Origin of the sequence: Aliidiomarina sanyensis, assembly GCF_003987175.1 — a bacterium.
Lineage (GTDB): Bacteria > Pseudomonadota > Gammaproteobacteria > Enterobacterales > Alteromonadaceae > Aliidiomarina > Aliidiomarina sanyensis.
In genome coordinates this window covers 413,250-435,932 of the sequence record NZ_PIPM01000001.1, presented here as the reverse complement: position 1 = coordinate 435,932, position 22,683 = coordinate 413,250, and the positions used below count along the sequence as shown (strand labels likewise).

The 22,683-nt window shown below is 49.6% G+C and carries 25 protein-coding genes; 20 read left to right on the top strand and 5 right to left on the bottom strand.

The annotated features are described in order from the left end of the window. Window positions 1-41: 41 nt before the first annotated feature. The 7 genes from thrS (at window position 42) to ihfA (ending at window position 7,012) form a co-directional block, all read left to right on the top strand. Window positions 42-1,958: a threonine--tRNA ligase gene (gene thrS / locus CWE11_RS01995; RefSeq protein ID WP_126775921.1), complete on the top strand. Its 1,917-nt coding sequence runs from the start codon at window positions 42-44 to the stop codon at window positions 1,956-1,958. Window positions 1,959-1,963: 5 nt separating this feature from the next. Beyond that, window positions 1,964-2,521 (top strand): translation initiation factor IF-3, encoded by a 558-nt coding sequence (gene infC, locus CWE11_RS01990; protein ID WP_126775920.1) that lies wholly within the window; start codon window positions 1,964-1,966, stop codon window positions 2,519-2,521. A 77-nt stretch (window positions 2,522-2,598) separates the two neighbouring features. Beyond that, window positions 2,599-2,796: a 50S ribosomal protein L35 gene (gene rpmI / locus CWE11_RS01985; RefSeq protein ID WP_126775919.1), complete on the top strand. Its 198-nt coding sequence runs from the start codon at window positions 2,599-2,601 to the stop codon at window positions 2,794-2,796. Window positions 2,797-2,811: 15 nt separating this feature from the next. After that, a complete protein-coding gene (gene rplT, locus CWE11_RS01980) occupies window positions 2,812-3,171 on the top strand; it encodes a 50S ribosomal protein L20 (protein WP_126775918.1) in 360 nt (119 codons plus the stop codon). Between the two features lie 132 nt (window positions 3,172-3,303). Then, complete coding sequence (gene pheS, locus CWE11_RS01975; RefSeq protein WP_126775917.1) at window positions 3,304-4,296, top strand: phenylalanine--tRNA ligase subunit alpha; 993 nt, start codon at window positions 3,304-3,306, stop codon at window positions 4,294-4,296. 21 nt (window positions 4,297-4,317) lie between these two features. Continuing rightward, window positions 4,318-6,708, top strand: a complete 2,391-nt coding sequence (gene pheT, locus CWE11_RS01970) for a phenylalanine--tRNA ligase subunit beta (protein WP_126775916.1) — start codon at window positions 4,318-4,320, stop codon at window positions 6,706-6,708. Window position 6,709: 1 nt separating this feature from the next. Next, entirely contained in the window at window positions 6,710-7,012 is a 303-nt protein-coding gene (ihfA, locus tag CWE11_RS01965; protein WP_126775915.1) for an integration host factor subunit alpha, read from the top strand. Window positions 7,013-7,056: 44 nt separating this feature from the next. Here ihfA and CWE11_RS01960 read toward each other — a convergent pair whose 3' ends face one another. From CWE11_RS01960 to CWE11_RS01950, 3 genes are all read right to left on the bottom strand, one after another. Next, window positions 7,057-7,722 carry a ChrR family anti-sigma-E factor gene (locus CWE11_RS01960; RefSeq protein WP_241971692.1) on the bottom strand — a complete coding sequence of 222 codons (666 nt, stop codon included), beginning with the start codon at window positions 7,720-7,722 and terminating at the stop codon, window positions 7,057-7,059. Next, window positions 7,715-8,272, bottom strand: a complete 558-nt coding sequence (locus CWE11_RS01955) for a sigma-70 family RNA polymerase sigma factor (RefSeq protein WP_241971691.1) — start codon at window positions 8,270-8,272, stop codon at window positions 7,715-7,717. Before CWE11_RS01955 ends, CWE11_RS01960 begins: the two co-directional genes overlap by 8 nt. A gap of 193 nt (window positions 8,273-8,465) precedes the next feature. Beyond that, a complete protein-coding gene (locus CWE11_RS01950; RefSeq protein WP_126775913.1) occupies window positions 8,466-9,068 on the bottom strand; it encodes an LON peptidase substrate-binding domain-containing protein in 603 nt (200 codons plus the stop codon). A gap of 304 nt (window positions 9,069-9,372) precedes the next feature. Between CWE11_RS01950 and CWE11_RS01945 the strand changes: the two genes are divergently transcribed. Genes CWE11_RS01945 through CWE11_RS01900 form a run of 10 tightly spaced genes read left to right on the top strand, consistent with a single transcriptional unit; the run spans window position 9,373 to window position 18,112 of the window. Next, window positions 9,373-10,305: a YbgA family protein gene (locus CWE11_RS01945; protein WP_126775912.1), complete on the top strand. Its 933-nt coding sequence runs from the start codon at window positions 9,373-9,375 to the stop codon at window positions 10,303-10,305. A 1-nt stretch (window position 10,306) separates the two neighbouring features. Then, window positions 10,307-11,737 carry a deoxyribodipyrimidine photo-lyase gene (phrB, locus tag CWE11_RS01940; RefSeq protein ID WP_126775911.1) on the top strand — a complete coding sequence of 477 codons (1,431 nt, stop codon included), beginning with the start codon at window positions 10,307-10,309 and terminating at the stop codon, window positions 11,735-11,737. After that, window positions 11,730-12,188 carry a nuclear transport factor 2 family protein gene (locus tag CWE11_RS01935; RefSeq protein ID WP_126775910.1) on the top strand — a complete coding sequence of 153 codons (459 nt, stop codon included), beginning with the start codon at window positions 11,730-11,732 and terminating at the stop codon, window positions 12,186-12,188. The genes phrB and CWE11_RS01935 overlap by 8 nt, the downstream gene beginning before the upstream one ends. Continuing rightward, complete coding sequence (locus CWE11_RS01930) at window positions 12,185-12,931, top strand: SDR family NAD(P)-dependent oxidoreductase (protein WP_126775909.1); 747 nt, start codon at window positions 12,185-12,187, stop codon at window positions 12,929-12,931. Before CWE11_RS01935 ends, CWE11_RS01930 begins: the two co-directional genes overlap by 4 nt. A 26-nt stretch (window positions 12,932-12,957) precedes the next feature. Next, on the top strand, window positions 12,958-14,277 hold the full coding sequence (locus CWE11_RS01925) for an NAD(P)/FAD-dependent oxidoreductase (protein WP_126775908.1): 1,320 nt from the start codon (window positions 12,958-12,960) through the stop codon (window positions 14,275-14,277). Continuing rightward, on the top strand, window positions 14,277-15,161 hold the full coding sequence (locus tag CWE11_RS01920; protein ID WP_126775907.1) for a DUF1365 domain-containing protein: 885 nt from the start codon (window positions 14,277-14,279) through the stop codon (window positions 15,159-15,161). The genes CWE11_RS01925 and CWE11_RS01920 overlap by 1 nt, the downstream gene beginning before the upstream one ends. After that, window positions 15,158-16,411, top strand: coding sequence for an SAM-dependent methyltransferase (locus tag CWE11_RS01915; protein ID WP_126775906.1), 1,254 nt, complete (start codon window positions 15,158-15,160; stop codon window positions 16,409-16,411). The genes CWE11_RS01920 and CWE11_RS01915 overlap by 4 nt, the downstream gene beginning before the upstream one ends. After that, window positions 16,408-16,983: a DUF2878 domain-containing protein gene (locus CWE11_RS01910; RefSeq protein ID WP_126775905.1), complete on the top strand. Its 576-nt coding sequence runs from the start codon at window positions 16,408-16,410 to the stop codon at window positions 16,981-16,983. The genes CWE11_RS01915 and CWE11_RS01910 overlap by 4 nt, the downstream gene beginning before the upstream one ends. A gap of 25 nt (window positions 16,984-17,008) precedes the next feature. Next, window positions 17,009-17,569, top strand: coding sequence for a chalcone isomerase family protein (locus CWE11_RS01905; protein WP_126775904.1), 561 nt, complete (start codon window positions 17,009-17,011; stop codon window positions 17,567-17,569). Between the two features lie 12 nt (window positions 17,570-17,581). Then, window positions 17,582-18,112 (top strand): DUF3833 domain-containing protein, encoded by a 531-nt coding sequence (locus CWE11_RS01900; RefSeq protein WP_126775903.1) that lies wholly within the window; start codon window positions 17,582-17,584, stop codon window positions 18,110-18,112. A 60-nt stretch (window positions 18,113-18,172) separates the two neighbouring features. Here the strand turns inward: CWE11_RS01900 and CWE11_RS01895 are convergent, their stop codons facing one another. Further along, complete coding sequence (locus CWE11_RS01895) at window positions 18,173-18,553, bottom strand: hypothetical protein (RefSeq protein ID WP_126775902.1); 381 nt, start codon at window positions 18,551-18,553, stop codon at window positions 18,173-18,175. A gap of 104 nt (window positions 18,554-18,657) precedes the next feature. Here CWE11_RS01895 and CWE11_RS01890 point away from each other — a divergent pair, with 104 nt between their 5' ends. The 3 genes from CWE11_RS01890 to CWE11_RS01880 are packed head-to-tail and all read left to right on the top strand — an operon-like array spanning window position 18,658 to window position 21,067. Next, complete coding sequence (locus tag CWE11_RS01890; RefSeq protein ID WP_126775901.1) at window positions 18,658-19,413, top strand: Nif3-like dinuclear metal center hexameric protein; 756 nt, start codon at window positions 18,658-18,660, stop codon at window positions 19,411-19,413. Further along, window positions 19,413-20,189: a methyltransferase domain-containing protein gene (locus CWE11_RS01885; RefSeq protein ID WP_241971690.1), complete on the top strand. Its 777-nt coding sequence runs from the start codon at window positions 19,413-19,415 to the stop codon at window positions 20,187-20,189. Before CWE11_RS01890 ends, CWE11_RS01885 begins: the two co-directional genes overlap by 1 nt. Next, a complete protein-coding gene (locus CWE11_RS01880) occupies window positions 20,186-21,067 on the top strand; it encodes an NAD(P)-dependent oxidoreductase (RefSeq protein ID WP_126775900.1) in 882 nt (293 codons plus the stop codon). Before CWE11_RS01885 ends, CWE11_RS01880 begins: the two co-directional genes overlap by 4 nt. A 57-nt stretch (window positions 21,068-21,124) precedes the next feature. Here CWE11_RS01880 and CWE11_RS01875 read toward each other — a convergent pair whose 3' ends face one another. After that, window positions 21,125-22,477 carry a DUF1329 domain-containing protein gene (locus tag CWE11_RS01875; RefSeq protein ID WP_126775899.1) on the bottom strand — a complete coding sequence of 451 codons (1,353 nt, stop codon included), beginning with the start codon at window positions 22,475-22,477 and terminating at the stop codon, window positions 21,125-21,127. Between the last annotated feature and the right edge of the window lie 206 nt (window positions 22,478-22,683).

The window sequence follows — 22,683 nt, the reverse complement described above, 5'->3', positions numbered from 1 at the left end:
GTGGCACTTGGTGGGTGTCACCACTGTAGAAAGGAATTAGCATGCCGGTCATTACGCTCCCCGATGGTAGTCAACGTGAATTCAATCACGCCGTTTCTGTTTTAGATGTCGCCAATGATATTGGCCCTGGTTTAGCCAAGGCGACCGTCGCAGGGCGTGTCAATGGTGTCCTCGTTGATGCCACCGATCTGATTGAAGAAAATGCCTCTCTTGAAATTATCACGCCGAAAAACGCGGAGGGACTCGAGATTATTCGTCATTCCTGTGCGCATTTGCTCGGGCACGCAATCAAGCAAATGTGGCCGGATACGAAAATGGCGATCGGTCCGGTGATTGAAAACGGGTTTTATTACGACGTTGATATCGATCGTCCGTTGTCTCAAGACGATTTAGAAGCGCTCGAGCAACGTATGCAGCAATTGGCCAAAACCGAATATGATGTGGTGAAAAAGAAGGTCAGTTGGGAAGAAGCGCGCGAGACATTCGTCGCACGTGGTGAAAGTTATAAAGTTGAAATTCTCGACGAGAATATTGACCGCTCAGATCGCCCTGGTCTGTATCATCACGAAGAATACGTTGACATGTGCCGCGGCCCGCACGTCCCGAATATGCGTTTTTGCAAGCACTTCAAAATCATGAAAGTTGCTGGCGCCTATTGGCGCGGTGATTCTGACAACAAGATGTTGCAGCGTATTTATGGGACCGCATGGACCGATAAAAAAGATTTAAAAGCGTATCTACAGCGATTAGAAGAGGCTGAAAAACGCGATCATCGCAAGATCGGGAAAACCCAAGATCTATTCCACTGGCAAGAAGAAGCGCCGGGTATGGTGTTCTGGCACCACAACGGATGGACTATTTTCCAAGAGTTGGAAAAGTATATTCGTGAAAAGCTGAACGAATACAACTACCAAGAGGTGAAAGGTCCACTGATGATGGACCGAGTGCTGTGGGAGCGCTCAGGTCATTGGGAAAAGTTCTCCGAGTTGATGTTTACCACCGCATCTGAAAATCGAGAGTATGCGGTGAAGCCAATGAACTGCCCTGGGCACGTACAGATTTTTAATCAAGGATTGAAATCATACCGTGATCTCCCACTCCGGATGGCCGAGTTCGGCTGTTGTCATCGGAACGAACCTTCCGGCGCGCTCCATGGTTTGATGCGCGTGCGTGGCTTTACGCAGGACGATGCACATATTTTTTGTACCGAGTCGCAGGTGCAAGAAGAAGTTGCCGGTTGCATTCGAATGGTTTACGAAACATACCAAGCCTTCGGCTTTGAGCGAATAGATGTTAAACTGTCCACCCGTCCTGAAAAGCGGCTTGGTGACGATGCGACCTGGGACCGAGCTGAATCAGCATTGGCTGAGGCCTTGAAAAGCCATGACATTGAATTTGAGTACTTGCCGGGTGAGGGAGCATTCTATGGCCCGAAAATAGAATTTACCCTGTTTGATTGTCTTGGTCGCGCGTGGCAATGCGGCACCATTCAGTTGGATTTTGCACTTCCAAATCGTCTGGGTGCGACCTATGTAGGTGAAGACAACGAACGGCACGTTCCTGTGATGATTCACCGAGCCATTTTAGGCTCGCTGGAGCGTTTCATGGGAATTTTGATTGAGGAATATGCTGGATTTTTCCCCACCTGGTTGGCGCCAATGCAGGTTGTGGTGATGAATATCACCGATAATCAGGCGGAATATGCTCAAAATCTTGTGTCAGAATTGAAAAAACAGGGCTTTAGAGCAAAAGCCGACTTGAGAAATGAGAAGATAGGCTTTAAAATTCGCGAGCACACGCTCAAGCGCGTGCCTTATTTATTGGTGGTCGGTGATCGCGAAGTCGAAGAAGGACAAGTCGCGGTGCGGACCCGACGGGGTGAAGACCTCGGCAAGTTTGCGGTTGCCGACTTCATGACTCGTCTGCGCGGTGACGTAAATGCACGCGTAATCTCTTAATCCGATTGGAGGAACACACAATTAAAGGCGGAAAAAAAGGTCAAAAGGCCGATAAAACACGGATAAATGATACAATCACCGCGCATGAAGTTCGCTTAATTGACGCAGAAGGCGAACAGCGAGGGGTTGTCAGTTTAAATGAAGCGCTCGAGTTAGCTGCAGAAGCAGGGTTGGATCTCGTCGAGATCAGCCCCAATGCTGAGCCGCCTGTGTGTCGCGTAATGGACTACGGAAAGTTCCTTTACGAGAAAAGTAAGCAGCAGAAAGAGCAAAAGAAAAAGCAGAAACAGATTCAGGTGAAGGAAGTTAAATTCCGACCTGGCACAGATGAAGGCGATTACCAGGTAAAACTGCGCAACCTGCGTCGCTTTCTTGAGGGAGGTGACAAAGCGAAAGTCACCGTGCGTTTCCGTGGCCGGGAAATGGCACATCAGGAGATCGGAATTGAACTTCTAGAGCGGATTAAAACTGATCTAGAGGAAGTTTCGAACTGCGAATCGTTCCCTCGTCGGGCTGAAGGTCGCCAGATGATTATGGTCTTGGCACCGGAAAGTAAGAAGTAGCACAGGTTCTCAAGTAATCACCATGGCGGTGATTCACCTTGTTATTTCAATTGGCAATCCAATGCGGAGTATTTGTAATGCCAAAAATGAAAAGTGTAAAAAGCGCCTCGAAGCGCTTTAAGAAAACCGCTTCAGGCGGATACAAGTGCAAACAGTCTCACTTGCGTCATATTCTGACCAAAAAGAGCTCTAAGCGTAAGCGTCACCTTCGCGCTAAGAACATGGTTCACAAGAGCGATGTTGCATTAGTCGATCGTATGTTGCCGTACGCGTAAAGAGGAGATTGAAACATGGCACGAGTAAAACGTGGTGTGATCGCGCGTGCGCGTCACAAGAAAATCCTGAAGCAAGCAAAAGGTTACTATGGTGCTCGTTCACGCGTATTCCGCGTAGCGAAACAAGCAGTAATCAAAGCCGGTCAATACGCATATCGTGACCGTCGTGCGAAAAAGCGTCAGTTCCGTCAATTATGGATTGTTCGGATTAACGCTGCGGCGCGTCAAGGTGGTTTGTCTTACAGCCGTTTTATCAACGGTTTGAAGAAAGCATCTGTAGAGATCGATCGTAAGATCCTGGCAGACATCGCAGTTCACGACCAAGCAGGTTTCTCTGCATTGGTTGCGAAAGCAAAAGAAGGTCTGGGCGCGTAAGCAGCCGCTTCAATTTGTCAGAAAGAGGGGAGCCGTTATGGCTCCCTTTTTGTTATTTTATGCTATGATTGCGCCTTTCAATTCGGTGGTCCACACCGTGCGCGATGGACGTCTAAGTAGTTGAGGATAAGCATGGATTTACAAACGAATCTGGCCGAGATTCTAGCAGCAGGTAAAGCTGCGGCGAATGCTGCCAACACCCCCACGGAAATTGAAGACGTGCGGGTTGAATTTATGGGCAAAAAGGGAAAGCTCACTGAGCAGTTGAAGAGCTTAGGAAAACTAAGCCCAGAAGAGCGCCCTCAAGCGGGTCAGCTGATCAATCAGGTCAAGCAAGAACTCCAAGATATCCTGAATGAAAAGCGCGACGCTTTGAAAGATGCTGAAATGAATGCGCGTCTTGAAGCTGAGCGGATTGACGTAACCCTCGCAGGGCGAATGAGCCAAGTGGGCGGAACCCATCCAGTAACCCGGACCATCCAGCGCATTGAAGATTATTTCGGCCAACTCGGTTTTGCGGTGAAAGAAGGTCCAGAAGTGGAAGATGACTTCCATAACTTTGATGCATTGAATATCCCAACAAATCACCCCGCTCGGGCTGATCACGACACCTTTTATTTTACGCCCTCAACGATGTTGCGCACCCAAACATCTGGTGTTCAGATTCGAACGATGGAGTCTGAAAAGCCACCGCTTCGTATCATCTCGCCAGGGCGGGTGTATCGGAATGATTATGATCAAACCCACACTCCGATGTTTCATCAGGTAGAAGGTTTGATGGTTGATAAAAACGTGAGTTTTACGGAATTAAAGGGGATCTTGCACGACTTCTTGCATCATTTCTTTGAAGAAGATCTAGAGATTCGCTTCCGTCCATCGTACTTCCCATTCACCGAACCCTCGGCGGAGGTTGATGTTCGTCGAAAAGATGGCAACTGGCTTGAAGTCTTGGGATGCGGCATGGTGCATCCCAATGTGTTACGCGCAGTCGGAATTGACCCGGAAGAATACACGGGATTTGCCTTCGGAATGGGCGTTGAGCGCCTCACGATGATTCGCTACGGTGTGAACGACCTCCGTGCATTCTTCGAAAATGATCTCCGTTTCCTCAAACAGTTCAGCTAAGTCGTAAAGGAAGATTACATCATGAAATTCAGTGAACAGTGGTTGCGTGAGTGGGTCAATCCACAACTGAACACCGAAGCCTTGGCTGAACAGCTCAGTATGGCAGGTCTTGAAGTCGATGGGTTTGAGCCCGTTGCGGGCGAGTTTAATGGGGTGGTAGTCGGGCAGGTTATATCCTGCGCGCAGCATCCAAACGCCGACAAATTGCAAGTGACCAAAGTAGACGTAGGCACCAATGAGCTGCTTGATATTGTGTGCGGTGCAACCAATTGCCGAATGGGACTCAAAGTTGCCGTGGCTACCGTAGGGGCCGTTCTACCGGGTGATTTTAAGATTAAGAAAAGTAAACTTCGCGGCGAGCCGTCTCATGGAATGCTGTGTTCAGCGTCAGAATTGGGCTTAAGCGAAGACCACGAAGGCATTATGGAGCTACCGGAAGATGCTCCTATTGGTCAAGATTTCCGTGTATGGCTGAACTTGGATGATAAAGCGCTCGATATTGACCTGACACCAAATCGTGCCGACTGTCTTGGGATCCGCGGTCTTGCCCGTGAAGTGGGAGTGTTGAACGATATCGATGTGAATACTCCAGACATGCCGAGCGTGCCAGCGACGATCAGCGATGTCCGTGGCATTTCACTTGTCGCTCCGGAAGGCTGCCCCCGGTACCTTGGTCGAATAATTCGCAACGTCGATGTCACCAAACCGACACCGCTGTGGTTGCAAGAGCGCTTGCGTCGGAGTGGCATTCGTTCGATTGACCCCGTGGTCGATGTGACGAACTACGTGCTAATTGAGTTAGGTCATCCAATGCATGGCTTTGACTTATCTGCGATTTCCGGCGATGTGCAAGTTCGCTGGGCATCCAACGATGAAGAAATGACGTTGTTGGACGGTCAGACAGTGAAGCTGCAAGATGATGTGTTGGTTATTGCTGACGCAGAAAAGGCCCTGGCCATGGCGGGAGTTTTTGGTGGAGAAGGCAGTGGCGTCACTTCCGCAACGCGCGATATTTTCCTAGAGAGTGCCTTTTTCTCTCCGAATGCAATCATGGGTCGTGCCCGTCGTTATGGATTGCACACGGATGCATCGCACCGCTATGAGCGCGGTGTGGATCCAGAGTTACAGCACACAGCAATGGAACGTGCAACCCAACTGATTATCGCAATTTGTGGTGGGGATGTCGGTCCAGTGGTTGAAGCGAAGTCTCAAGATCATTTACCGAACCCAGCGGGTGTTACCTTGCGTGCTCAACGGTTAGAAAAAGTTCTGGGACTCGTAATTGAACCGCGCCAGGTCGAATCCATGTTACAGCGACTTGGTTTTGCTGTGACTAAGTCTACGGAAGGATGGCATGTTGTCGTGCCTACTTATCGTTTCGATATCCAAATCGAAGAAGATTTGATCGAAGAGGTCGCGCGGGTATATGGCTACAATAATATCCCTGTCGAAGCACCTCAGGCTGCATTACGAATGCAGCGAACTCCAGAGGCCAAAACTTCTTTGCGTACGCTCAAGCAGGTTCTTATTGCCCAAGGATATCAAGAAGCGATCACATATAGCTTTGTTGACCCGAAGCAACAAGAACTGCTCTATCCTCAGCAAGAAACGCTGGTGCTGCCACACCCTATATCAGTGGAAATGTCCTCCATGCGTCTTGGCTTGTGGCCGGGGTTATTAGCCGCTGCAGGCTATAACCAAAAGCGACAGCAGCAGAATGTTCGCTTATTCGAATCGGGTCTGCGATTCGTGCCAGATGCGCAAGCAGAGAATGGAATTCGCCAAGAGCCGATGCTAGCCGGTGTGATGGTGGGCACACTGCAAGGTGAACACTGGGCAGACGGTGTCCGTCCAGCGGATTTCTTTGATTTGAAAGGACATGTTGAACGGCTGCTGTGTGCTGCCGGTGGAGCGACGGATGTTCGCTTTGTTGCGGAAGCGCACAGTGCCTTGCATCCGGGTCAAAGCGCGGCAGTCTATCGTGGTGACGTGCGGATTGGCTATCTCGGTGCACTTCACCCACAGTTTGAGAAGACCTTCGGAATCAAAGGACGTGCTTTTGTTTTTGAACTTGCACTGAATGAGTTCACAACGAAGAAAATACCGAATGCGATCCCGGTTTCACGTTACCCTTCGATTCGCCGAGATATTGCCGTTCTCGTTGAACAGCACGTAACCGCCGGAAACATCCTTGATTCGATTCGGAAAGTTGGCGCAAATCAGTTAGTTGACCTAAACTTATTTGACGTCTACACAGGTGACAATGTGCCGGCTGGAAAGAAAAGCCTAGCCATTGCCCTGACTCTTCAAGCACAGGATCGCACACTTGAGGACTCAGAAGTAAATGCGCTGATGAGTCAGGTTGTTGAAGTGCTTGAAAACGATTTCAACGCGGTGTTGAGGGATAGTTAATATGGCACTTACGAAAGCAGAAATTGCAGAGCATTTATTCGAGAAAGTGGGCATGAATCGTCGAGATGCGAAAGATCTCGTCGAGTTGTTTTTCGAAGAAATACGGACGACTCTTGAAAGCGGAGAGCAGGTAAAGATTTCTGGCTTTGGTAACTTCGATCTTCGGGATAAGGCAGAACGCCCAGGACGTAATCCGAAAACTGGGGAAGATATTCCAATTTCTGCACGTCGCGTCGTAACATTTAAACCGGGTCAGAAGTTTAAAGCCCGTGTTGAAGATGCGGTACCGAGAGAGAAAGAGTAATAAAAAAACACCGGCTGATGCCGGTGTTTTTTTGCGCTAAATTCCTAGCGGAAAAATAAGCTACTGAATGGATTCAGTAAACGCGCTAATCCAGATGTAAACTGCAACGGCGCATCAAGATACGCTAGGGTTAAGCAATCTTCATCGGTCGTTTGAGGCGAGTGGTGCTTGTGTTCATCCAAGAAGATGAAGTCGCCGTCTCGATACTCGTCATGCTCGTCATTGAATACACCATTCAATACCAAAGTTGCCTCACTGCCTCGATGCGTATGCTCTGGCAGTGATGCGTTCTCTTGCATGTAGATGAGGTTCATGCGTGAATCTGCGTCGAGCTCAAGTGGTGCTCGCCATAAACCGCCGGGCATATGGCTCCAAGGGCCTAAGCGGTCCACGTGCCGACCGAGTGAGCGAGGAACTTTAAATACCTTGCCCTCAAGCGATACCTGCTCGTGAACTTTGGCGGAGCGTACGATCGGAGACTCTGAGGCCATGATGTGCTCAAGCATCGAATTCAGATCAGGCTCGGCTAAGGGCGCAGACTGATGAAGTTCGCGCGTCGCCATGTGGTTTTGAATGTCTTCCGCAACACTGCGGCAGCGAGGACACATATCAATGTGTGTGCCAACGACCACGGTGAGTGCAGGGTTGAGATCGCCGCTGGCGTAGCCAACAAGCAATTCTTCAGATGGATGAAACTTAATCTTATTCACTTATCAGCTCTCTTAACTTCTGCAACGCAAGCCGTGTGCGTGACTTCACTGTACCTAGCGGAATACCAAGGGCATCCGAAACTTCTTGCTGCGACTTTCCTTCAATGTAAATTTGCTCAACGACAATTCGCTGTGCGTCTGGAAGTTGCAGGTAATACTCTCCAATCTCTTGCATTAAGATCTTCGTGTCTAAAGCAAACTCTTCGTCTGAGTCTGACGTTTCCTCGGACAGAACCGGCCATAAATCTTCGGCGCTGACATCATTCTGTCGATGTTTATTCTTGCGCAAAATATCGAAACGGATATTTCGTGCAATGGTAAAGATCCACGTGGTTGGCGACCCTTTTTCGGGGCTAAATAAATGCGCTTTGTGCCACACGTTGGTCATCGTTTCTTGCACTAAGTCCATTGCAGTTTGTTCGTTGCCGAATTGGCGGGTTGCAAATGATTGCAGCCGAGGAGCGAAGTGCCGAAACAATTCACTAAACGCACGCCGTGAACGTGTGTCTGCAACTTCCGCTAATAACTGGCCTAAATGTTCAGCCGTCATCTCTTGGGGTTCCCTTTGCGATGAGCTCATAGACTGCCGCGATTTCCGCTTCTCTAGCATAACCTGCATAGTAGTGTACGCCTTTATTTTTACTAGCACCAACTCGCTTGTCTAAATAAACGACATTTTGAGCAAAATAGATCACGCTGGATCTGTCTGCCGATAAATATTTTTTCTCGCGTTCGAAGCGCGATTATTGATTCTGCGCGAAGAGATCATGCAAAAAATGCTGCACATCTTTGGTGTAATCATGACGGAGTAAATTTTGCTTGGTGGTGGGTTGCAACGGCAAAATCTCGAGCCATCGATGATAGACCCACAGCGGATCATCGAACTGTTTCTCTGGATACAACTCGGCAAACTCAGGATACACCTCAAATACTTCGCGCAAGCGCTCGATGAGTATTGAATCTTGCTCATCTACCCCCTGTCCGCTCTGCTGTGCAGTGGGCATCCGAAGCGACACGGTTCCTTTGCGCAGACCATCACTTTCTGTCCAGATGTCTTGAATGTCGAAGATACGGTCACCTTCGATCGTGATGCCAAGATACCCGTCTGAGAGACTTTCAAAGTCAACGATCCGCACGAGGGTTCCAGTCGTTAAGATATGCGTATTTTCATCTTTGCACCCTTCAGGATTCAACATGCACAGGCCGAATCCAGACTGTGCTTTGAGTGCTTCACGGACCAGACGAACATATCGTGGCTCGAAGATGCGCAACTGCATCCGGCCTCCAGGCAGTATGTGTGAAGTCAGTGGAAATAATCCAAGCGTCTGCGTATTTTGTTCACTCATTCGTTTTATTGCTCAGTTTTTACACACGGCTAAATTCCGGACAAAGCCACACAGCATAGAGCATAACGTCAAGTCGACCTCATGTGCGCTTACTGCGTGGATTTGTGAAGTGCTTCTTTTTACGTCAAATGGGTGCAGCTGGATCTGAATTGAGACGTTTTTATTTCACTTTTTGTAAATCCGGGCCATGCGATTCCTCGTAAATCACGCTATGGTAATTTTTAGAATGTCATGAGTGCATTGAAATGCCTCTCAATGGATTGCGTTTACGTGTTGAATTGGTTGATTTTTAGAGGGATAACAGTTGATTTATGTCGGTATTAGCGCCTGTTTGCTAGGTCAAAAAGTTCGATATGACGGTGGCCACAAAGCGTCAACATTTTGCCAGCACCAGTTAGGTAAACACGTCGAGTACCTTCCCTTGTGCCCTGAGGTGGGGATTGGTATGTCCGTTCCACGACCAACCATCCGGCTGGTTGGCGATGTCGAGCGTCCGCGAGCGGTGGTACAGAAGACCGGTGAGGATGTAACGGCACGCTTGGCAGAATTTGCTGATATTCGAACCGCACAACTCGATAAGTTGAGCGGTTACATTCTCTGCGCGAAATCACCCAGTTGCGGTATGGAGCGAGTGCGCGTGTATGCGGAAGATTCCAATGCAAACCAGAAAGAAGGAATGGGTATTTTCGCAGCGCGTCTACGTGCGTTGTATCCGTCGTTGCCAATGGAAGAAGACGGACGCTTGAATGATCCGCTCCTGCGAGAAAATTTTGTTCTCCGGCTCTACGTGTATCACGAATGGAAATCGTTGCCGCGACCTATTCAGAAGGCAGATCTCTATGCATTTCATGCGCGGCACAAGCTCACTTTATTGGCGCATGATCAACCGACCTATCGTTCACTTGGACGAGAGCTCGCGGAATGTGATGTCGTGTCGGAAAGTTTTTGCTCACATTACATTCAGCGCCTCATGAGTGCCTTGAGTCGCCCAGCAAGTCGGCGTGATCACACGAATGTGCTGCAGCACATACAAGGTTACTTTTCTAAAAACTTGAACGACGTGCAACGACAAGAACTCACAGACATTATTTTACAGTACCGAGCGGGGGAGCAGCCTCTCGCGGCTCCTCTCACCTTAGTGCAGAGCTATTTAAAGCAATATCCCGATGAATATCTCGCGTCCCAGTCGTATCTGCGGCCGTATCCGACAGATTTAAAACTACGGTACGGACTTTGATATGACGGCATTGGTGTGGTTCCGAAACGACCTAAGGCTCTTAGATAACGATGCAGTCTATGGGGCAACGAGAGAACATGAACAGGTAGAGTTCGTTTGGGTTTCGACCCCCGAGATGTGGAAGCTGCATGACTGGTCACCCGCAAAATGGGAGCTATATCATCGGCACGCGCAAACGATTGCAGACGATTTAGCGGAGCGAGGCTACGTACTTCATGTGATTGAAGGTAAGCGATACAAAGACGCTGCGCAAAAAGTCGTTGAATATGCGAAAGAAATTTCTGCAGCAGCGCTTTACTTTAATCGAGAGTACGCCCTCCATGAAGTACAGCGGGACACCCGCGTGAAACAACTTGCTGAAAAGCATGGGTTGGCAGTTCATTGTTTCGATAGCAACTTACTTGTTCCCCCCGAGCGGATTCAAACGGGTGGGGGGAGTTACTACAAGATGTTCACACCTTTTTTCAAAGCGTGGAAAGCAGAGTTAATTCGAGCCGGTATTCCCGGTCCTTATCAGCGCTCTGTTCTGCCCATACGGAAAAAAACGTCTGGACCTCGTATTTCATGTCACGTACCAGACGAGCTCGAAGGTGTATGCCGATCAAGCCAAGGATGGGTTGTCGGAGAAGCAAATATTCGCAAGAAAGTCTCTGCTTACATACTCGAGAAAGTCTCTGACTACGCGTCAACGCGAGATTTACCTGCTCAGCCAGGGACGTCTCAGTTATCGCCTTATTGGGAGATAGGGGCTATCTCGCCTCGTGTCGCTGCCCATTTTCTGCAGAAACAAAGTCCAGAATTTCCGAGCGGCTTGAACGAAGGAATGAACACTTGGTTATCGGAGCTTGCTTGGCGCGAATTTTATCAGCATCTCATGTTCCACGAACCCCGTTTATGCAAACATGAGCCCTTTCAAGTGGAAACAGACAACTACCCGTGGAGCCACGATAACGATTTATTTCAGGCGTGGTGCGAGGGGCGAACAGGGTTTCCAATTGTAGATGCCGGAATGCAGGAATTGCGTGAAACAGGTTGGATGCACAATCGAGTTCGGATGATTGTGGCTAATTTCCTGACAAAAGATCTGCATATCGATTGGCGCTTGGGTGAGACATTTTTTATGCGAAACCTGATTGATGGGAGTTTTCCGGCGAATAACGGGGGGTGGCAGTGGAGTGCATCCACAGGAACCGATGCAGTTCCCTATTTTAGAGTGTTCAATCCGACAAGACAAAGCGAGAAGGTCGATCCGAAAGGCACCTACATCCGTAAATGGGTTCCTGCGTTAGCTGCAGTGCCGGACAAATACATTCATGAGCCCCATGAGTGGTTAACGCAGCATGGGAAATCTGACTACCCTGCACCTATAGTTGATCACAAGGAAGCCCGTGAAACTTTCATCAGTACATTCAAGCGAGTGAAAAATGGCTAAATTTAAGACACAAGCGCGTCGAGACCTGATTGCGGAATTTAAAACCTTCTATGGTGACCTGACCGCACAGGATCTTAAGTCCCTGTCGTCGATTTATCACGAGGAGGTCACCTTCATTGACCCCGTGATGCAAGTGAATGGACGTGAATCATTGCAGGCCTACCTCGAACATGGGCTGAGTAATGCGCAGTCGTGTCAATTTGTGATTCATGAGGAGATGATTGATGCCAAGCAGGGCTTTTTGGTTTGGCAAATGAGATTACAGCACGAAAAACTTGCGGGAGGGATTGAGATCGTTGTGCCCGGCACCACCCACGTGGTGTTTGACGAAGAGACGAATTCGATTCGCCACCATATAGACTACTATGATCTCGGCGCGATGATCTACGAGCACATTCCAGTCCTTGGCTGGGTCATCAATAAGGTCCGTCGCCGTTTGGAGCACGCATGAATATTTTAATTACCGGTGCAACTTCCGGGATTGGTGAACAACTCTGCCGAGATTATCGGCAAGCCGGGAATCACGTCATTGCCTGTGGTCGAAACAAAGAGAAGCTCGCTGCGCTTGAAGCGTCTACGACGGGACCCGGAAAATTCACCTCCCTTGCGTTTGATGTGACCGAACGCGATGCGGTCGCTCACGTGTTGGGTGGCTACGCCAAAGCGTATCCGATCGATGTGGCCATTTTAAATGCCGGCGTGTGTGAGTATATTGATGATCCTCAGCATTTTGATGCAGCACTCGTTGAGCGCGTGTTTGCAGCCAATTTTTTTGGGGTTGTTTATTGCGCTGAACGCTTGTTACCGCATTTACAGCCGGGTAATCGCTTGGTCGTTGTCGACAGTATGGCGCGTCAATTCCCGTTTGTGCGTGCTGAAGCGTATGGCGCAAGCAAAGCGGCTGTGCATTATTTCGCGCGCTCGCTGCAAGCGGATCTGGCAGGAACCGGGATTGAGGTGGTCACGATCTCGCCTGGTTTTGTTGAAACGCCCATGACAGACCGAAATGACTTTGATATGCCGATGCGTATCTCGGTGACGGATGCGTCCAAGGCAATTATCAAAGGTCTTGCAAAACGAAAACAGCACATTGCATTTCCAGGCGTGTTTGGTTGGATCCTCGCAAGTATGCAGCGTCTACCGATGGGGATCCAAATGGCGTTGGCAAAACGTATGAAGCAGTCACAAAAATAGGCAAGGCGCAACCTTAGGGAAAATGAATGAAAATTGCTGTCATTGGTGGCGGTGTTGCGGGAATGACCGCGGGCCACTTGCTCTCGAAAGAACACGAAGTATATCTTTTTGAAAAAAATAAAGTGATTGGAGGGCACACGGCAACAGTGGATGTTGAAGTTCACGGAAAAGCCTATGCAATCGATACCGGATTCATTGTTTTTAATGATCGTACCTACCCCCATTTTCGTGCACTGATGCGTGAACTTGGGGTAGGTTGGAAAGATACAGAGATGTCCTTTAGTGTCCAGAACCCACGGACCGGTCTCGAGTACAATGGTCATAGTTTGTGGACGCTGTTTGCGCAAAGAAGAAATTTGCTTCGCCCGCGTTTCTACCGGATGTTACGGGATATTGTCCGTTTTAATAACGCAGCAAAGGTGGCATTTCAAACACGCAATCAGGCTGATTTAGACGGCGTGACCTTGCGTGAATTTGTCGCAGAGCTTAAGCTTGGCCCTGATTTCTCTGAAAATTATCTATACCCCATGTGCGCGGCAATTTGGTCAGCGAGCCTCGACGAGGCGGCTGCCTTTCCACTTGCCTTTTTCCTTAAATTCTTCATGAATCACGGATTGCTGAATATTTCAGATCGGCCGCAATGGCATGTCATTGAAGGGGGCTCTCGGTCTTATATTCCTGCGCTGACCCGACGTTTCTCCGAGCGAATTGTGCTCGATGCGAATATCGCACACGTCACGCGTCAGCCAGATCATGTGGTCATTGAATTTGCAGATGGCACTCAACAAACGTTTGATCATATTGTATTTGCCTGTCACAGTGACCAAGCCCTTCAGTTATTGGGTGACGCAACCGACGCTGAACGGGAAATTCTAGGTGGAATTCCGTACCAAGATAATGACGTGGTGCTACATACCGACATTGGGCAGCTCCCACAACGCAAGGCGGCCTGGGCGAGTTGGAACTATTTACTACCGGACACATCGAAAGGTGGGCAACGACCTGCAACGGTGACTTACAACATGAATATCCTTCAGCGACTTGATGCTGCAACGCCTGAAACCTTTTGCGTTACGCTGAATAACACCGCTGCGATAGCGCCCGAGCGGATTTTGGGCCAATTTACCTATGCGCACCCCGTTTACAGCGTCGCATCATTTCAAAAGCGTGCCCGGCGCCATGAAATATGTGGTGTCGCTCGAACGCATTTTTGTGGTGCATACTGGTATAGTGGCTTTCACGAAGATGGAGTCCGCAGTGCCGTCGATGTGGCACACCGCTTTGGAATTCCCGGGCCGGACGATGCCGGTTCGGAGGCATTAAATAGTCAACAGGCCCCCCAATAATGCGCGGTTCTAGCCGTTTAGACAGCGTCAATTCACGGGAAGTGTCGGCAGACAGCACCCATGAACACGCCATTTATTGGGGCGCAGTCCGTCACCGTCGTTTCGTGCCGAAATCTCATCATTTTCATTATTCGGTGATGCAGTGGTGGTTTCACTTAGATGACCTCGCATCGGCTGATGGGCTATCTCGTTTGCTTTCAACCTCTAGGAAGCGCGCGGTATTTCAATTCAATCCACAGGACTACCTGCGCGGCCAACGCACAGAGCCGAATCAGTCCCTCGCAAATGCGGTGCGCGCAAAAATGTCGGCCTTGGCTGGAACCGAGCTGACCGGCGATGTTTTTTTCTTGGGAAATATTCGCTGTTTCGGACTGTTTTTTAGCCCAATCAACTGTTATTACTTGCGCAACGAGGCGGGCGTTTACAGCCATATGCTGGCCGAGGTCAGTAATACGCCGTGGAATGAACGGCATTATTATCTGTTGGATCTAGAACACCTTGCAGACCATGCGAAAGCATTCCATGTCTCTCCGTTTAACCCAATGAATATGCGTTATCACTGGCGTTTGACGCTCCCCAAACAAGAAGAGCAGTCGCCCATTCTGGTCCACATTGGATGTCATACTGACGAAAAAGACTTTGACGCAACCCTCACGGGGAAGCGCCAATCATTGAACCGAGCCGCCATTCAAGCCGTATTAAGGAAACATCCGTGGATGAGCCTTAAGATTGTTGCGGGCATCTACTGGCAAGCACTGAAACTTTTTATCAAGCGTGTGCCTTTCTATGGTCATCCCGGTTCAGCAAAAAGTCAGGATGTCACGTTGAAAGGGAAGACAAAAGAAAGTGGGAAAAGCACCCACTCAGAGGACACAAAGTTATGAGAATGTCGGAAGGAACAACGGTCGTTATGGAGTTTTCAGACATGTCTCGCGTCGAGAAATTTACGCGAAGCCTATTATTTCGAGTACTCAATCATCTCGCGATTGGGCAACTGACCATTTTGGAGCAGGGCACGAAGGTCGGAGTCTTCGGGACCGCCGACCGTGGACCGATTGCAACCATTGATGTTCAGTCCCCACGGACGTACCAACGGTTTCTGCTTGGCGGTGACATTGGCGCTGGTGAGTCGTTTGTGGAGGGGGAGTGGACATCACCTGACGTGACGAAAGTGATCGAGCTGTTTGCTGCGAATCTCCATGTGATGGACAGACTTGAGAAGAAGCTCGCTTGGTTATCGTGGCCTGTTCAGCGCATCAGCCATCTAAGACGCCGAAATAGTAAAACGCGCGCGAAAGAAAACATTGCAGCTCATTATGATCTTGGAAACGAGCTTTACACCGAGTTTCTTGATTCGCGTATGCAGTATTCAAGTGCTGTGTTTCCAACGCCCGAGGCGACCATCGAGGAAGCACAGGAAGCGAAGCTGGCTCGGTTGTGTTCAATGCTTGATTTAAAGCCGAGTGATCACCTGGTAGAAATTGGCACGGGGTGGGGCGGGTTGGCTATTTTTGCTGCCAGTCAGTATGGCTGCAAAGTCACGACAACAACCATTTCAGAAGAACAGTATAAGCATGCACAAGCGCTGGTTCGTGAGCAAGGGCTTGAAGACAAAGTTACCCTTTTAAAACGCGACTATCGTGACCTCGAGGGGCAGTTCGACAAACTGGTTTCGGTGGAAATGATAGAAGCCGTGGGGGCGGAGTACATGCCGGTCTTTTTCAAGAAGTGTAACGACCTATTGAAACCAGGTGGCACCATGGTACTGCAGGCGATTACCATCGCTGACCAACGCCTCGAACGATACAATCGGAACGTGGATTTTATTCAAAAATATATCTTCCCCGGCGGCTATCTACCGTCAGTGGAATTAATTAGTCGGATGTACCGTCGGCATACTCAGCTTGTGATGCGCGAACTATCGGACATTGGAATCGACTATGCCCACACGTTGCGCGCATGGCGCTCACGCTTTAACCAAAATATGCCAGCATTACGCCAACATGGGTACGACGACCGGTTCGCCCGCCTGTGGAATTACTATCTGTGTTATTGCGAAGGTGGCTTTCTTCAACGCACGATAAGCGCGGTTCAAATTCAGGCGACGAAAGCCCTGCAAGGTCCGTCATCATGAACCGACACCCCATCTGGAACGCGCTTATACGGTTCGGAAAGAATCCTCGCATCGTTGCATTTGTGGTGTTTGATTTTATTTGGTTAAGTGCTGTTCTTGGTCGAAACGACTGGTTCTGGGTGACGGCACTTTTGATTGCTCTGATGTTCGCCGCAACCCCGAGACCATTGTGGTTACAGCGAAAATCTTTTCTGATCATTTTTGCCGCAGGTATTATGGTCGAATGGGCGACCGTGCTTGGAGGGGTCATTACCTTCACTGACACGTCGGGTGTGCCTGCCTGGCTGTACCTGCTTTGGATTGGCTTTACCGGGATGGCCTTGGTCGTATTCGACTGGCTGCATCGGCGGCTCGTCTTGGCTCTATTGGCAGGCGCAATTTTCGGGCCGATCACCTATCTTGCTGGGGCTCGGTTTGGTGCCGCAGAGCTTCACTTTGAACTCCCGATTACGATCGCAATCTACGCGACGGCGTGGGCGTTGCTGATGGTCTTAATTGCATTCCAAGTCAATCCGAAAATCCTCGCACAACGTAATCATCTGGAATCGAAAGAACCATCCTCAAATTCTTGAGGTTGAGTTGAATGAGGAACAGGTCATGCGTCCTTTAAAGAGAATAAGCCCCTTTCTAGTGGCAGGTCTTTTGGCATTTAATGTCTCAGTTGCTCACGGGTCGAATGCATCCGATGCTTGTGCCGAATCATTAACGAACGGTTCGGGGGATACCAGTCTGCAGGAGGTTGGTTCGACTCGTTTACGCGTTCTCTTGTTCCGTGTCTACGATGCGGCATTGTATAGCCCATCCGGCCGTTACGATGATCCCGAGGAACGGTTGTTGCGCTTGAATTACTTGCGTAATTTCAGCGCATCACAACTGGTCGAGCAAACTCGGGATGAATGGGAACGACTCGGATTTGATCTTGATGACCAAGCGAATGCTTGGTTAGAAACGCTTGCGCAAATGTGGCCCGATGTGGAGCGGGGACAATGTCTCGTTGCCCATGCTCGAGACGAATACGGAACGTCATTTTACGGTTCTGAGGGATATCTCGGTACGATCGAAAGCGACACATTCTCCGATCAATTTTTAGCGATTTGGTTGTCTGAGAACGCGCGATATCGCTCAAGTCGTGATGAATTAGTAGGCGCAAGTCGTTGATTGGAGAGAGACATGAAAAAATGGTTCCTTGGAATTGGTATGGCACTCACCATGGCTGCGTGCTCGACTCAAATTAGTGAATATGAGGGGGTCGAACCGACTCTCAATCTCGATGAATTTTTTGTCGGTGACATTGTAGCGTATGGAATTATTCAGGATCGTTCGGGTAAGGTGACTCAGCGGTTCCGTGCTGATATCGTCGCAACCTGGGAAGGAAACCAAGGTGTTCTGGACGAGGTATTTTATTGGGATGATGGTCGGGAAGAAACGCGAGTCTGGGAATTGACGAAACTCGGCCCAAATCGTTACGAAGGTACTGCAGGGGACGTTGTTGGCATTGCGCGTGGGACCACGGCCGGAAATGCATTGCATTGGGTATACCAGTTGGAAGTCCCGTGGCGTGATGGAACGATCAATATTACGTTAGACGACTGGATGTTCTTGGTCGATGAGGATCGCTTGTTCAATCGCACGGAGATGCGCAAGTTCGGATTTCGGGTAGGTGAAATCACGATCTTCATGGAGCGCAAACGTGCTGATTAGTTCAAAAAGATAAAGAAAACGCCATTCGAGAGATAACTTGAATGGCGTTTTTTGTTGAATTTATGATTGCATGCCCCGGGGAAGTCGCGCTGAGGGTTGTTCAGCAAGTCGCTGCTTCCACAATTCTTTTGCTGTCAGGCCGCCAGCGCCTTTATTCGCGGATTTCGTTGCCGATGACTTCTTCGCAGCGGGCTTCTTGGCCGGTTCTTTCTTGGCAGCAGAAGCTTTGTCTTTCTTTGCACCCGCACTCGGTTTTTTTGCAGCCGGTTTACTGCCACCAAGCGTTGCGGCCTCTTCAGCTAGTTGGGCTAAACGGACATTCTTTCCGCCATCGACGCTGTACCAACCACTGTTCTCAGCGATGTCTGGCTTCTTACCATGTGCTTTCTCATACGCGGCAGTATAATCAGCAAGCACCTGTTCTTTATCGAGTTTGCTCATCGTTGTATCCCTGTGTGTTAACATAAGACGTGACTGTCTTTTTATACCTATTTTTCGAATGAGTGTCTAATTCAGCGCAGAAAAAGTACACAAAGGAGGCGTTGATGAAACGCGATGCATTATTGGCAACCCTCGACGAGTGGTTGCAGCCGCACTTGATATCTGATTACTGCCCGAATGGTTTGCAAGTTGAAGGATGCGTGGAGATCAAGCACATCATCACTGGGGTGACTGCAAGCCAGCGGCTTCTCGATGCTGCTGTAAAAGCAGGTGCGGATACCGTCCTTGTGCACCACGGTTACTTCTGGAAAGGGGAAGATAATCGTGTCATAGGCATGAAACAACGACGTTTGCGGACCCTCTTGATGGCAGACATAAATTTGATTGGGTATCACTTACCGCTTGATATTCACCCCGAGTTTGGGAATAACGCCCAACTTCTACAACGTCTCGGCGCGTCCGAAATCAGTGCGGTATCAGGCCCTAAACCTGATGGTGTGCTCATGCAAGGGTATTTGCCTTCCGCATGCTCAGGCTATGAGTTAGCGGACCAACTGGAAACGATGTTAGAGCGAACGCTGGTCGCTGTGGAGTTGAATGAACAGCCGATTCAGCGTATCGCGGTGTGCACGGGCGGCGGGCAAAGCTTCATTGAGCAAGCTTATCAAAGTGGTGCGGATGCATTTATCACCGGTGAAGTGAGCGAGCAAACGATCCATGTTGCCCGCGAGTGTGGCATTCAATTTTTTGCAGCGGGGCATCATGCAACTGAACGCTATGGAGTCAAAGCGCTCGGCGAGCGAATCGCTGAGAACTTTGACATCGCGGTTGATTTCCTTGATATGGATAACCCAGCCTGATGACCTCTAAGAAATCGAAAGATCGCGTATTTGATTCGGATGTAATGCAATTTGATCGCAATATTTATGCGAGCGGTAAAGGAAAAATTAGGGAAGCTGTCTTACATGCGGATCTTCGTTTTCTAATTCAGCATCCGTCCCCCTTGCGTGTACTCGATATCGGCGGTGGGCTTGGTCAGTTGAATCGGGAATTTGCCCGTGCCGGGCATTCTGTGGTCCATACTGACCTTTCGGCAGAAATGGTGGAAGCCGCTCGACAGCGCCACACCGATGAAGGTCTCGTAGCGCATTATGAGTATCACGTCGCAGGTCTGCAGAACCTCGATGCCGTACTTGCCGATCAGACTTTTGACATCGTGTTATGTCATGCGGTGTTAGAGTGGCTCGCGGAGCCCTTTGCTGCACTTGCTAGTATTCAAAAATGGGTGCGGCCGGCGGGGTGGCTGTCGCTTATGTTTTACAATCTGCATGCAAAGCGCATGGCGAATATGGTGTATGGCAATTTTGACTATGTCACAAACAACTTACAAGTTCGCAAAAAGGTTCGATTTAGTCCAAATCAACCGCTCGATCCGAACTCGGTCATACAGCGGATGGAGCAATTTCCGCTGAGTTTATATGCGCACAGCGGTGTGCGTTGTTTCCATGATTATCTGCGTCCCGCAGAATTTAATTTAGCGCAACTCATCCCACTCGAATTGGCCTATCGTCAACAGGAGCCATACCGTGCTCTGGGGCGATATCAGCACTTGTTGTATAAAAAGGAGTCGTCATGAAGCAAGAATCTTCAAAGCCACGTGTTGCTTTTATTGGTATGGGTGTCATGGGGTATCCCATGGCTGGATTTCTAGCGAAAGCAGGGTACGACGTTTGTGTCTACAATCGAACGCACGCTAAAGCAGAGCGGTGGGTCGCTGAATATGGTGGCAGCTTAGGATTGACCCCACGAGAAGCAGCGATGGGTCGTGATGTGGTGTTTCTGTGTGTTGGCAATGACGATGATGTGCGCAGCGTGACCTATGGCGATGACGGGGTGTTGAATGCGCTTGTAGAGGGAGGAATCCTTGTCGATCACACAACTGCATCCGCTGAACTCGCTCGCGAGCTAGGCGAAGCGGCAAAAGCGCAAGGAAAAGCGTTTCTGGACGCGCCTGTATCTGGGGGCCAGATCGGAGCAGAGAATGGTCAGTTGACAGTCATGGTGGGGGGGGAAGCTGATACATTAGCTCGAGTGCAACCGCTCATGGATACGTTTTCCCGCCATGTCGGTTTACAAGGTCCGGTCGGGAGTGGTCAACTTGCCAAAATGGTGAATCAAATTTGTATTGCGGGTGTGGTTCAGGGATTGTCGGAAGGTCTCGCCTTTGCGAAAAAAGCAGGTTTGGATCCCGAAAAACTAGTTGCTGCAATTAGCAAAGGCTCGGCCGGAAGTTGGCAGATGGAAAATCGCTCAGCGACCATGTGGCGGGATGAGTTTGAATTTGGCTTTGCGGTCGATTGGATGCGTAAAGACCTTGGAATTGCCCTTGCCGAAGCAAACCAAAATGGTGCGCGTTTGCCAGTTACTGCACTGATTGATCAATTTTATGCTGATGTCCAGCAAGCGGGTGGGTCGCGCTGGGATACCAGCAGCCTCATTACCCGACTTAAGTAACAAAAAGCCCTGCATCATGCAGGGCTTTCGTTAGAACTTGCCGAGTTGTCCGTGTGCTTAACGGACACCCATCCGGCGGAGTGCTTGTGTTGTGAAGTCAGAGCGACGTGGCGTGATGTCGAAGTTGATGAAATCACCTTCTTCATTACCCAGCCCCAGCACAATGTAGCGACCGTTGTTCAGGTCATAAAGTGCTTCTGCGGCCATCCACGGAACATCACTTCCATAGAACTGAACGTTGTAAGCTTCTGCAACACGCCACAGCTGTCCACGACCGTCGTAATGATCGATCACTGACGCGGTCCAGGTATCTTCATCAATGAAGAAGTTCCGCTGGGCGTAGATGTGACGCTCACCGTCGCGTAAGGTTGCTTCAACGACCCAGACACGGTGCAGCTCATAGCGCACGTGGTCTTGGTTCATGTGACCCGGGCGAATGATGTCGGTGTAGCGAAGATTGTCATCCAACAACTTAAAGTTATTGTATGGGATATACATCTCTTTCTTGCCCACCAAATTCCAGTTGTACTTGTCTGGCGCACCGTTGAACATGTCAAGACCGTCTGACGTCCGAAGACCATCTGACGCGGTACCTGGACCATCATAGGCTACACTGGGTGCACGACGAACGCGGCGCTGCCCCGCGTTGTATAGCCATGCCCGACGGGTTTCTTGTACCTGGTTAATGGTATCGTGAACGAGCAAGATGTTGCCCGTTTGTGAGGCAGGCGCCAAAACTTCTTGTAGGAAATAGAACAAGATGTTGTCGTCGGCACGGGCATCACGGCCACCTTGTAGATTTTCCGGCCAAACCAGCTGTTCACGCAGACGAACCATTTCATAACGTCCGTTTGTTTGAACTGGGAACTGACCGACTGTCCGTTGAACGGCACCACCACGGTAGCGCGTCAAGTGGTTCCAAATAACCTCGAGACCGTTCGATGGGATAGGGAAGGGCACATAGCTTTCAAACCCTTCAAGACCTGATCCGCCTTCGACAAGCGAAGCGTTGGTCGCATTTCGTTTCACGATATCGTAAATTTCCTGCGGATAGGCCGCCGTCCGACGCGTTTGATAAACGTTCATTTTATACGTTTCATAACGCTCAAACATGGCAATTTGCCCCGGGCTCAAGCGCTCGCGGTGCTCATCAAGATTGTCACGGGTAATCGTGTAAAGAATTTCGTCATCCGGAAATGGGTTCCGGGGACGATTGACATCCTCACCTGGACGGCTCAAACCGCCCGTCCACTCTGGAATACGTCCGTCAGCGTTGCCGGCCCGCTCTGCGCCCAACGGAGTCAAATCTTGACCCAGACGCGCCGCTTCCTCAGCAGAAACCGCCGCATTGACGCTTGCAGAGACCAGCGATAACGCCATGACTCCAGCAGTAAGCATGATTTTCTTCATTGTCGTTGTCCTTAGTTCCTGTGCGTTCTTATTTTTGAACACCACGCCGGGGAATAGTTCCGGATGGAGTTATCACCTAAGCTACACCAAAATATAACAAAATAAAATATGTCTACAATTTGTATTAAATACCAGCAAAATTAAGAAAAATTTGGTCTCGGGGGTTTTCAAACGCCCGTTAGACTATACAATCGGTAACATAACAA

Bases quoted from the DNA above. Each gene is read 5' to 3' on its own strand.
- thrS (WP_126775921.1), top strand. From the start codon at position 42: ATGCCGGTCATTACGCTCCCCGATGGTAGTCAACGTGAATTCAATCAC.
- rpmI (WP_126775919.1), top strand. From the start codon at position 2,599: ATGCCAAAAATGAAAAGTGTAAAAAGCGCCTCGAAGCGCTTTAAGAAA.
- rplT (WP_126775918.1), top strand. From the start codon at position 2,812: ATGGCACGAGTAAAACGTGGTGTGATCGCGCGTGCGCGTCACAAGAAA.
- pheS (WP_126775917.1), top strand. From the start codon at position 3,304: ATGGATTTACAAACGAATCTGGCCGAGATTCTAGCAGCAGGTAAAGCT.
- pheT (WP_126775916.1), top strand. From the start codon at position 4,318: ATGAAATTCAGTGAACAGTGGTTGCGTGAGTGGGTCAATCCACAACTG.
- ihfA (WP_126775915.1), top strand. From the start codon at position 6,710: ATGGCACTTACGAAAGCAGAAATTGCAGAGCATTTATTCGAGAAAGTG.
- CWE11_RS01955 (WP_241971691.1), bottom strand. From the start codon at position 8,272: ATGACGGCTGAACATTTAGGCCAGTTATTAGCGGAAGTTGCAGACACA.
- CWE11_RS01950 (WP_126775913.1), bottom strand. From the start codon at position 9,068: ATGAGTGAACAAAATACGCAGACGCTTGGATTATTTCCACTGACTTCA.
- phrB (WP_126775911.1), top strand. From the start codon at position 10,307: ATGACGGCATTGGTGTGGTTCCGAAACGACCTAAGGCTCTTAGATAAC.
- CWE11_RS01935 (WP_126775910.1), top strand. From the start codon at position 11,730: ATGGCTAAATTTAAGACACAAGCGCGTCGAGACCTGATTGCGGAATTT.
- CWE11_RS01930 (WP_126775909.1), top strand. From the start codon at position 12,185: ATGAATATTTTAATTACCGGTGCAACTTCCGGGATTGGTGAACAACTC.
- CWE11_RS01925 (WP_126775908.1), top strand. From the start codon at position 12,958: ATGAAAATTGCTGTCATTGGTGGCGGTGTTGCGGGAATGACCGCGGGC.
- CWE11_RS01920 (WP_126775907.1), top strand. From the start codon at position 14,277: ATGCGCGGTTCTAGCCGTTTAGACAGCGTCAATTCACGGGAAGTGTCG.
- CWE11_RS01915 (WP_126775906.1), top strand. From the start codon at position 15,158: ATGAGAATGTCGGAAGGAACAACGGTCGTTATGGAGTTTTCAGACATG.
- CWE11_RS01910 (WP_126775905.1), top strand. From the start codon at position 16,408: ATGAACCGACACCCCATCTGGAACGCGCTTATACGGTTCGGAAAGAAT.
- CWE11_RS01905 (WP_126775904.1), top strand. From the start codon at position 17,009: ATGCGTCCTTTAAAGAGAATAAGCCCCTTTCTAGTGGCAGGTCTTTTG.
- CWE11_RS01900 (WP_126775903.1), top strand. From the start codon at position 17,582: ATGAAAAAATGGTTCCTTGGAATTGGTATGGCACTCACCATGGCTGCG.
- CWE11_RS01895 (WP_126775902.1), bottom strand. From the start codon at position 18,553: ATGAGCAAACTCGATAAAGAACAGGTGCTTGCTGATTATACTGCCGCG.
- CWE11_RS01890 (WP_126775901.1), top strand. From the start codon at position 18,658: ATGAAACGCGATGCATTATTGGCAACCCTCGACGAGTGGTTGCAGCCG.
- CWE11_RS01885 (WP_241971690.1), top strand. From the start codon at position 19,413: ATGACCTCTAAGAAATCGAAAGATCGCGTATTTGATTCGGATGTAATG.
- CWE11_RS01880 (WP_126775900.1), top strand. From the start codon at position 20,186: ATGAAGCAAGAATCTTCAAAGCCACGTGTTGCTTTTATTGGTATGGGT.
- CWE11_RS01875 (WP_126775899.1), bottom strand. From the start codon at position 22,477: ATGAAGAAAATCATGCTTACTGCTGGAGTCATGGCGTTATCGCTGGTC.